We start from the raw sequence: 6,374 nt of genomic DNA on the forward strand, positions 1-6,374 counted from the left end.
AAAACAGATGCGGGGCATGATCTCTTTACCGTCGGAATCACCCCGACAATTGACTCGTCCGGAACGCCGGTCGGAGGCGTTCCGGGAAATCCAGTCGCCCCGACCATACTTTTCTCACCGGAAATCCAACCAAACGGCAAGAGGGGCGGTCTCGATCGACCGCCCCTTTTTTCCGCCCTGAAGAACGCCGCTATTCCCCCGCCATCATCGCCGCCGCGTCCTCGCCCGGATCGCCGATTCCTCGAATACCGAAGTTCTCCACGAGAACCTTCGCGACACCGGGGGACAGAAAAGCCGGAAGTGTCGGTCCGAGCCGGATGTTCTTGACTCCCAGAGAGAGAAGGGCGAGGAGAACGATCACCGCCTTTTGTTCATACCAGGCGATGTCGTAAGAAATGGGGAGATCGTTGATGTCGTCCAATCCGAACGCCTCTTTCAACTGCAACGCCGTGAAGACGAGGGAATAGGAATCGTTACACTGCCCCGCGTCGAGAACCCGCGGAATCCCCCCGATCTCCCCGAGATCGAGCTTGTTGTACCGGTACTTGGCGCACCCGGCGGTCAACACGATCGCGTCTCCCGGCAGCTCGCGAGCCACTTCGGTGTAGTATTCCCGAGTCCGTTGCCGTCCGTCGCAGCCCGCCATCACGACGAATCGCTTCACCGCGCCCGTTCGTACGGCTTCCACGATTTGATCGGCGAGAGAGAGAACCTGATTCCGGGCGAAGCCGATCACAATCTCCCCCGTCTCGATCTCCTCGGGAGGGTCGCATTTCTTCGCCGCCTCGATCAGCGCGGAGAAGTCCTTCTTTCCTCCCTCGGGCCGGCCCGGAACATGCGGGCATCCCGGATACCCCGCCATGCCGGTGGTAAAGAGGCGCGCGCGGTAGGACTCCTTCACCGGAACGATGCAGTTGGTGGTCATCAGGATGGGCCCGTGAAAAGAGGCGAACTCTTCGTTCTGTCGCCACCAGGACCCGCCGTAATTTCCGGCGAAATGGTCGTGCTTCTTGAACGCCGGGTAGGCGTTCGCCGGAAGCATCTCTCCGTGGGTGTAGACATCCACGCCGGTGCCGGCGGTCTGTTCCAGAAGCTCCTCCATGTCCTTCAGGTCGTGACCGGAAATCAGGATTCCCGGGTTGGCGCGGACACCGATGTTCACGTGCGTCTTTTCCGGAGAGCCGTAGGACTCGGTGTTCGCCCGGTCCAAAAGCTCCATCGCCCGCACGCCGAAACCGCCGCACTCCAGGACGAGCGCGGTCATCTCGTCGGCGGAGAGATCCCGGGTCGTCGAGGCCAATCCCCGAAAGAGAAAAGCCTCGGTGCCGTCATCCCGGTACCCGAGCACCGCCGCGTGATCCAGATAGGCGGCCATCCCCTTCAGGCCGTAGACGAGAAGCTCGCGGAGCGAACGGACATCCTCGGAGGGGGTGGAGAGAACGCCCACTTCCTTCGCCTTGATCGGAAAGTCTTTCGGAGATGGGGCGGTCCAGACCGCCGCGTCCGGAAGGTCCCCCTGGGGAACCGCCGCACCCGCGTTTTCGATCCGCCGCCGGAGGGAGTCGCGCGTCTTCAGGCCGCGATCGATCCACTCCTCGAACCGGTCGTCGTCGAAGTTGGTGTTGGTGACCGTCGCGAAGAGCCCGCGCATCACGAAAAGAGCCTCGTCGCGGACCGGGAGACCGGCCCGGGCCGCCCTTTCGCCGAAGACGGCGATTCCTTTTAAAATGTGAACTAAAAGATCCTGAAGATTCGCGGTGGATTCCTTTTTGCCGCACATCCCCCGTACCGTGCATCCCTCGTTTTTCGCGGCTTCCTGACACTGAAAACAGAACATGGACATCAGTCTTTCGTCCTTTCCTTTTCGGGGGGGAGGGACGACCGATCAGTTCTCGAACAGATCGGCCAGCGTCGTTCTCGCGAAGTGTTCCCGAATCGTGTCGTTCACCCCTTTCAGCAACCCGCCGAAGAGGCAACTCTTCCTTCCGCAGACCGGCTTACCGAACACGCACCCACAGACCGGCATCGGTCCTTCGATCGCCTCGTACACTTCGAGGAGAGTGATCTCACCCGGCGGTTTTCGCAGGGAGACGCCCCCGCCGGGCCCGCGGACCGGCAAAAGGAGCCCAGCCTTCGCGAGTCTCTGGTGAACCTTCGCCAGGTGGTGAGCGGAAAAGCGGAATCGATTGGCGATCCGCGCCGTCGTCGCCTTCCTGTCCGGCTCCTCTGCGAGAAACATCATCGCGTGCATCCCGAGGGCCGCTGCGTCCGTGAGATGACATACATCCGCCATGTCGAAACACCCCCATTATTGTATTCTGGTACTAATATACTTGTTTCTGGGATCCAGTCAAGTGAATCCCGCACCCGCCGGTCGGAGCCGGGATCGTACAAACGGGAGGGGGGGAGCCTCCTCGAACCGCAGCGAGTTATTGCGCTTACCGGCGCTTTCTCCTATCGTGGTCGGGGGCGGACGAGAGTGGATATCGGCGAACGCCGTAAAGCCCGGAAACCCGCCCGTGAGGTCTGTCGTTCACCGATTGGAAACCGCTCCATGCGCACCCTGATTCTCGTCCCGGCATACCGTTTAGAGGGGACGATCGGACCCGTTCTCGAGGAAACACGCCGCGCCGCGCCGGGGAGGGAGATTCTCGTCGTCGATGACGGATCGGACGATGCGACGGGGCGCGAGGCGGGCGCGGTGGAAGGGGTGCGCGTCGTCGCCCATTCCGGCAATCGGGGGAAAGGTGCGGCGCTCCGGACCGGATTCGCCGAGGCGATCCGCGAAGGGTTCGACGCGGTCCTCACTCTGGACGGAGACGGCCAGCACCCGCCGGAGTTGATCCCTCTTTTCGAGGAGCGCCTCACCGCGGAGGGGGCGGACCTGGTGATCGGCTCCCGTTGGGAAGACTTCGAGGGGATGCCGCGGATGCGACGTCTCTCGAACCGGCTCTGCACATGGGCCGTTTCCCGTGCGGTGGGGAGGAACCTGCCGGACAGCCAATCCGGCTACCGTTTGGTTCGAACGAGGGTTCTCGAAGCGGTCCCCCTCCGGACGAGCCATTACGAGACGGAGACGGAGCTTCTGATCGGCGCCGCGCGGCGCGGATTCCGGATCACCTCGATCCCGATCCCCGCCCGGTACGGCGTGGAGAAGAGCCATATACGGGTCTGGCGGGACATGGGCCGTTTCCTCCGGCTCCTCGTCACCCTGCGGAACGGATGAGAGCGGATATGCGGATTTTGATCACCAACGACGACGGGGTTCACTCCGAGGGGATCCGTGTCCTGACCGAGGCGGTGCGCGGGATGGGGGAAACGGTGGTGATGGCGCCGGCGATGGAACAGAGCGCGTCCAGCCACTCCATCACCCTCCGCGATCCTCTCCTCGTGGACCGTCTCGCTCGGAACGTCTACAGCGTAGACGGCACGCCCACCGATTGCGTGGTCCTCTCACTGAACGGGGTGATCGGCGCGCGCCCGGATCTGGTCGTCTCCGGTGTCAACCACGGCGCCAACATGGGAGACGACGTCACCTATTCCGGCACGGTGGCGGCGGCGATCGAGGCGGTGCTTTACGGCGTTCCGGCCATCGCCTTCAGCGTCGCCGCCCTGGAAGGCCTGCTCTTCGAGGCGCCGTCGCGGATGATCCGGCCCATCGTCGAGAGAATGATCGCCCGCCCCCGGAATCCGAAAACCATCTGGAACGTTAACTTCCCCAACATACCCTTCGGGGAGGTCCGCGGGATCCGTGTGACCCGTCTGGGCACCCGTTTCTACGAGAACTCGGTCGTCGAGGAGGCGCCCCGGGACGGCGGCAAGGTCTTCCGCATCGGCGGCGGCAAACCGACATGGAAAAGGGAGCCGGAAACCGATTTCCAGGCCGTCTTCGACCGCTACGTTTCGATCACGCCGATCCTTTTGGATCTGAATGATTATGAATCGATCCTCACCATGCGGGAGTGGGAATGGAGCCGGGAGGGCGGGGTGAAGTGAAGCCGCTCCGGGGCGCCGAATCGTACCGATCCGCCCGGGAAAGGATGGTGCGGGTCGAGGTCGAGGAGAGGGGAATCCATGACGATCGGGTTCTCCGCGCCCTTCTCGACGTACCCCGCCATCTATTCGCCGATGAGGCCCTCGCCGCGCAAACCTACAGGGGGAACGCGCTGCCGATCGGTTGGGGGCAAACCCTCAGCCAACCCTGGATCGTGGCGCGGATGACCGAGGCGTTGGAGCTCGGCGGCGGCGAGAGGATCCTCGAGGTGGGGACCGGTTCGGGATACCAGGCGGCGGTGTTGTCGCGGCTCGGCTGCCGCGTCTTCTCCGTGGAGCGCGTCCCCGAGCTGGCTCGCCGGGCCAGGCGGCTTCTCGACCGGATCGGCGTGGAGAGGGTCTCCATCCGGAGCGGCGACGGCGCCGCGGGGTGGCGCGACTTCGCCCCCTTCGACAGGATCCTGCTCACCGCCGGCACCCGGGAGATTCCGGAACCGGTGCGGGAGCAGCTCGCCGATCCCGGCGTTCTCGTCGCCCCTTTGGGTACCGAGCGTCAGACGCTCACGGTGCTCCGGCGGGAGAGGGGAAGGGATCGAATCGAGACGCTGGAGGACTGCCGTTTCGTGCCGCTTCTCCCACGAAGAAGCGAGAACGTCGGAGGCGCGGACGGGCGGGATCGGAAAGCGCAGGTTGACGGACCGGGACGAGACGAAACGTGGAAGGACGGAACGGATCGAACCGTCCTTTAAGGAGCAAGGATGAGTGGATCGACGAATCGAGAAGCGGCGGCGAAGCCCGGGAAGGACGGCGTGCCGCTCACGCTGATCAAGGGTGGCCTCATCGGCGTCGCCAACATCATCCCGGGCGTGTCGGGGGGGACCTTCGCGCTCATTCTCGGCATCTTCGACAGGATGGTGGCGGCGCTGAACGCGCTCGGCGTCGAGACGGTCCGCGTTCTGTTCCGTCTCGTCGCCGGAGGCTTCCGCGCCGAGAGGCGGCGGGAAACGGCGGCGGAGTTGCGGCGGGTGGACGCGTTTTTTCTGGCCCTCCTCGTCGTCGGCGCCGTGGTGGTCATCCTCTTCTCTTCCTTCCTGATCGACTACCTTCTCCGGGAACACTGGTCGCCGACTCTCGCCTTTTTCATCGGCCTCATCCTCCCGTCGATCCTGGTCCCCTGGGCGATGATGGACCGGCGAGGCGCGGTACTCCTCTGGGCTCTCCCCGGCGCCGCCCTCACCGTCGGGGTCTCCCTCGCCATGCCCGAGAACGCCGCCGGTTCGGACCACCTCGCCGTCGCCGCGGGGACGGGCGCCCTGGCCGTGAGCGCCATGATCCTTCCCGGCATCAGCGGCTCCTACGTCATGCTCGTTCTCGGGCAGTATCAGAACGTGCTCGGAAAGCTCACCCGCCTGCAGATCGGACTCGCCGCCGGCCGTTTCGAGGGGGCGGCGGCGCTCTGGCTCTTCAGCCTCGGCGCCGGAATCGTGGTCGGCCTTCTTCTCTTCGCCCGGCTTTTGAACTTCCTCCTCCGCCGCTTCCGTTCCGCCACGATGGCCTTTCTGATCGGGCTTCTGATCGGCAGTTTGTGGGTTCTCTGGCCCTTCAAGACGATCGACGCGGGAGCGACGGTGACCGGACGTTCCGGAGAGGTCAAAGAAGAGATCCGGATCGCCACTGCACCGAACCGACTGCCGCGAAGCGGAGGCGAGGCGGCCGCCGCCGGAGGAGCGCTCCTGGCGGGGCTCCTCGGCTCGGCGGGGATGATCCGCATGGGCCGCCGGAAAGGGGGCGGGGTCGAGGGATAGAGGGGGCCCTTCCGGACCGAAAAAAACAGATTGTCCCCTTCCCCAATTCCGTGGATCGAGTTATACTGCTTTTTTGGCTTCGTTGCGGTTGAATAAAACCTGAAACGGAGTCGACCTTCTGTTTATTGTTCTTTTCGGGTCGGGGCGTAGCGCAGCCTGGTAGCGCACCTGCTTCGGGGGTTCGCCGGTCGAGGATCCGTCCTGCTGCGGAGGCGGATCGCGGGCTGCAAGATCGGTTCTCCGTCGCTCGCTTCCTCATCGTGGCAACGGCCACGGCTCCGGGAGCGGGCTCGTCCGAACCGGTCTCTCGCCGCGGGATCCGCCCCCTCGCGACGGACGCCTCCTCGACCGGCGAACCGTCGGAAAAGAAAAGAGTATGAATCGCTCCTCGACCTGAAATCGAAGGAACGATATAATGCAGAGCTTCACGGTCGGGGCGTAGCGCAGCCCGGTAGCGCACCTGCTTCGGGAGCAGGGAGTCGCTGGTTCAAATCCAGTCGCCCCGACCATACTTTTCTCACCGGTAATCCAATCACCAAGCAGAGCCTGGAAAGGCTGGTTCCGAGCTCTTTCGAG

At 64.1% G+C, this 6,374-nt stretch carries 6 protein-coding genes and 1 tRNA gene; 5 read left to right on the top strand and 2 right to left on the bottom strand.

The annotated features are described in order from the left end of the window. Positions 1-190 precede the first annotated feature (190 nt). On the bottom strand, positions 191-1,843 hold the full coding sequence (gene hcp / locus JW958_11810) for a hydroxylamine reductase (GenBank protein MBN1826941.1): 1,653 nt from the start codon (positions 1,841-1,843) through the stop codon (positions 191-193). Between the two features lie 42 nt (positions 1,844-1,885). Beyond that, positions 1,886-2,242, bottom strand: a complete 357-nt coding sequence (locus JW958_11815) for an Rrf2 family transcriptional regulator (protein MBN1826942.1) — start codon at positions 2,240-2,242, stop codon at positions 1,886-1,888. 312 nt (positions 2,243-2,554) lie between these two features. Here JW958_11815 and JW958_11820 point away from each other — a divergent pair, with 312 nt between their 5' ends. From JW958_11820 to JW958_11840, 5 genes are all read left to right on the top strand, one after another. After that, positions 2,555-3,226 carry a glycosyltransferase family 2 protein gene (locus JW958_11820; protein ID MBN1826943.1) on the top strand — a complete coding sequence of 224 codons (672 nt, stop codon included), beginning with the start codon at positions 2,555-2,557 and terminating at the stop codon, positions 3,224-3,226. Between the two features lie 8 nt (positions 3,227-3,234). Next, positions 3,235-3,996 (top strand): 5'/3'-nucleotidase SurE, encoded by a 762-nt coding sequence (gene surE, locus JW958_11825; GenBank protein ID MBN1826944.1) that lies wholly within the window; start codon positions 3,235-3,237, stop codon positions 3,994-3,996. Beyond that, complete coding sequence (locus JW958_11830) at positions 3,969-4,742, top strand: protein-L-isoaspartate(D-aspartate) O-methyltransferase (protein MBN1826945.1); 774 nt, start codon at positions 3,969-3,971, stop codon at positions 4,740-4,742. Before surE ends, JW958_11830 begins: the two co-directional genes overlap by 28 nt. 9 nt (positions 4,743-4,751) lie before the next feature. Next, a complete protein-coding gene (locus JW958_11835; protein MBN1826946.1) occupies positions 4,752-5,798 on the top strand; it encodes a DUF368 domain-containing protein in 1,047 nt (348 codons plus the stop codon). 432 nt (positions 5,799-6,230) lie between these two features. Further along, positions 6,231-6,307: transfer RNA gene (locus JW958_11840), tRNA-Pro, on the top strand. Positions 6,308-6,374: the final 67 nt, after the last annotated feature.

The sequence above is a fragment of the Candidatus Eisenbacteria bacterium genome (assembly GCA_016930695.1).
Classification (GTDB): Bacteria; Orphanbacterota; Orphanbacteria; order Orphanbacterales; family Orphanbacteraceae; genus JAFGGD01.

Excerpts from the sequence above, each read along its gene's own strand:
- hcp (MBN1826941.1), bottom strand. The coding sequence starts at position 1,843 with ATGTCCATGTTCTGTTTTCAGTGTCAGGAAGCCGCGAAAAACGAGGGA.
- JW958_11815 (MBN1826942.1), bottom strand. The coding sequence starts at position 2,242 with ATGATGTTTCTCGCAGAGGAGCCGGACAGGAAGGCGACGACGGCGCGG.
- JW958_11820 (MBN1826943.1), top strand. The coding sequence starts at position 2,555 with ATGCGCACCCTGATTCTCGTCCCGGCATACCGTTTAGAGGGGACGATC.
- surE (MBN1826944.1), top strand. The coding sequence starts at position 3,235 with ATGCGGATTTTGATCACCAACGACGACGGGGTTCACTCCGAGGGGATC.
- JW958_11830 (MBN1826945.1), top strand. The coding sequence starts at position 3,969 with ATGGAGCCGGGAGGGCGGGGTGAAGTGAAGCCGCTCCGGGGCGCCGAA.
- JW958_11835 (MBN1826946.1), top strand. The coding sequence starts at position 4,752 with ATGAGTGGATCGACGAATCGAGAAGCGGCGGCGAAGCCCGGGAAGGAC.